At 70.8% G+C, this 2,808-nt stretch carries 3 protein-coding genes; all 3 read left to right on the top strand.

Going from position 1 to position 2,808, the window contains the following annotated elements:
* Window positions 1–1,047, top strand: a 1,047-nt coding sequence (locus ARC20_RS01420) for an AI-2E family transporter (RefSeq protein ID WP_057643231.1), incomplete at its 5' end; no start/stop codon positions are given.
* Window positions 1,048–1,113: 66 nt separating this feature from the next.
* Window positions 1,114–1,821, top strand: coding sequence for an HAD family hydrolase (locus ARC20_RS01415; RefSeq protein WP_057643227.1), 708 nt, complete (start codon window positions 1,114–1,116; stop codon window positions 1,819–1,821).
* 61 nt (window positions 1,822–1,882) lie between these two features.
* A partial coding sequence (locus tag ARC20_RS01410) for a leucyl aminopeptidase family protein (protein ID WP_057643225.1) occupies window positions 1,883–2,808 on the top strand: 926 nt, incomplete at its 3' end.

Genomic DNA, 2,808 nt, shown 5'->3' with positions numbered 1-2,808 from the left:
GCGAAGCCGCGCCCGCGCGGGCCGGCTTCGCTGGTGGTGATCGCCGTGCTCGCCGTCGGATACACGCTGTGGGCCGCGCAGACGGTGATCCTGCCGATCATGCTGGCCGCGTTCTTCTCGATGGTCGGCAATCCCATCATCCGCCTGCTGCGCAAGCTCTACCTGCCGCGCTTCATCGCCGCGCTGCTGGTGATCGTGATCGGGCTGGCCAGCACCATCGCGCTGGCGGTGCAGCTGGTGGGCCCGGCGGCCGCGTGGTTCCAGCAGGCGCCGGCGCAGATGCGGCAGATCTCGCGCGAGGTGCGCGATCTGACCAAGCCGGTGCAGCAGGCCAACCAGGCCGCGGAGAATTTCGCCCGCGCCGCAGGCGGCGAGACCGGACGACAGGTGCAGGTAGTACGCACCCAGCTCGACGACCCCTACCGCGCGCTGGTGCGCGCGCCGAAACTGGCCGCCTCGTTCCTGGCGGTGGTGCTGCTGACGTTCTTCTTCATGGTCTATGGCGAGAACCTGCAACGCCACGCCATCGCGCTGCTGCCCAGTCGCGCGCAGCAACGCTTCACCACCGGCATCATGCTGGAGATCGAGCGCGAGGTATCGCGCTACGTGCTCACCATCAGCCTGATCAACACGGCGGTGGGCATGATCTACGCGGGCATCCTGTATGCGCTGGGCATTCCCATCCAGGAAGCGTTGCTGTGGGGCACGGTGGTGGCGCTGCTGAACTTCGCGCCGTACGTCGGCCCGCTGATCGGCGTGATGCTGATGCTGCTGATGGGCTTCGTCACCTTCGGCGCCACCGGCGAAGGCGTGCTGCCGGCCGCGCTGTACCTGCTGCTGCACACCATCGAGGGCCAGGTGGTGACGCCGATCATCCTCGGCCGGCGCATGGCGATCTCCCCGCTGATGCTGATCCTGGCGCTGATGCTGTTCGGCTGGCTGTGGGGGATGATCGGCCTGCTGCTGGCGGTGCCGCTGCTGGTGTGCATCAAGATGATCCTGAGCCGGCTGGAAGGCATGCAGCGCTGGGCGCGGCTGCTGGAGTGAGCGGCGGCGGGGCCATTGACCGCCCGCTGTCACGCCCGCCCGGCCCTTCTGCCTTAAAATGGCGCGGTGAGCTTCCCGATCCGCGCCATTACCCTCGATCTCGACGACACCCTGTGGCCGTTCGCGCCCATCGGCGCACGCATCGACCGCGTGCTGCACGAGTGGATGCAGGTCCACAGCCCGGTCACCGCCGCGCACTTCGACGTGGACGGCATGCGTGAACTGCGCGAGCGCAGCTTCGTCGACAACCCCGACCTGCACCACGACCTCAGCGCCCTGCGCCGCCTCACGCTGCAGCAGGCCTTCGAGCTGAGCGGCGGCGACCTCGCGCTGGTCGAGCCGGCCTACGAGGTGTTCTACGCCGCGCGCAACCAGGTCGAGTGCTACCCCGACGCGCTCGACGCGCTGGCCCGCATCGCCGCGCGCGTGCCGGTGGCCGCGCTGAGCAACGGCAACGCCGACCTGGTCCGCATCGGCCTGGACCACCACTTCGCCTTCCAGCTCGGCTCGCGCGAGCACGGCGCCGCCAAGCCGCAGGCCAGCATCTTCCACGCCGCCTGCGCGCGCCTGGACGTGCCGCCCGCGCAGGTGCTGCACGTCGGCGACCACGTCGACATGGACGTGGTCGGCGCGCTCGATGCCGGCCTGCGCGCCTGCTGGATCAACCGCACCGAGGCGACCTGGCCGCACGCGCACAAGGTGCCGGACCTGGAATTCGACACCCTGGCCGGCCTTGCCGACTGGCTCGACGCGCAAGCCGCGCACGCGGCATGAACGCCGCCCTTTCCCCGTTATCCCCCGGCATGCCCTCGCACGCCTGACCCAAGGAAATCCCATGTCCCTGCCCCAAGGCTTCGCCGCCGACACCGCCACCGCCCTGCCGCTGCACGTGCTCGACCGCGCGCACCTTGCCGCCTGGCTGGAAACGCAGCCGGCCGCCGTGGTCGCGTGGGCGCAGGCACAGCGGTTCGAAGCCGCCCCGGGCAGCGTGTTGCTGCTGCCGGGTAGCGAAGGGCTGGCCGGCGCCGTGGTGGGCGTGGGCGATCGCGAAGACGCCTACGCCTACGCGCACGCGCCATACGCCTTGCCGGCCGGTTCGACCTGGCGCGCCGAAGGCCTGTCGGAAGCGGACACCTCGCTGCTGCACCTGGGCTGGGGCCTGGGCAGCTACCGCTTCAGCCGCTACCGCAAGCCGACCCGCGCGCCGGCCGAGCTAGCGGCCACGCCGTCGGCCGAAGTCGCCGACCTCGTGCAGGCCTGCCTGCGCGTGCGCGACTGGGTGAACACCCCCACCGAGGACATGGGCCCGGAACAGCTGGAAGCCGCCGCGCGTGAACTGGCCAGCGCGCATGGCGCGCGCATCGAGGTCATCACCGGCGATGCGCTGCTGGAAAAGAACTTCCCCACCATCCATGCGGTCGGCCGCGCCTCGCACCGCGCGCCGCGCCTGATCGAACTGCACTGGGGCGACGCCGCGCATCCGCGCCTGACGCTGGTCGGCAAGGGCGTGTGCTTCGACACCGGCGGCCTGGACCTCAAGCCGGCCGACGGCATGCGCCACATGAAGAAGGACATGGGCGGCGCGGCGCACGCGCTGGCGCTGGCCGGGCTGGTGATGGCGCGCGGGCTGCCGGTGCAGCTGACGCTGCTGATCCCGGCGGTGGAGAACGCGGTCGGGCCGGAAGCATTCCGCCCGGGCGAAGTGATCACCACGCGCGCCGGCATCAGCGTGGAGATCGACAACACCGACGCCGAGGGCCG

This window comes from Stenotrophomonas panacihumi, assembly GCF_001431645.1.
GTDB lineage: Bacteria > Pseudomonadota > Gammaproteobacteria > Xanthomonadales > Xanthomonadaceae > Stenotrophomonas_A > Stenotrophomonas_A panacihumi.
This window is presented reverse-complemented; position numbering and strand designations above follow the sequence as displayed.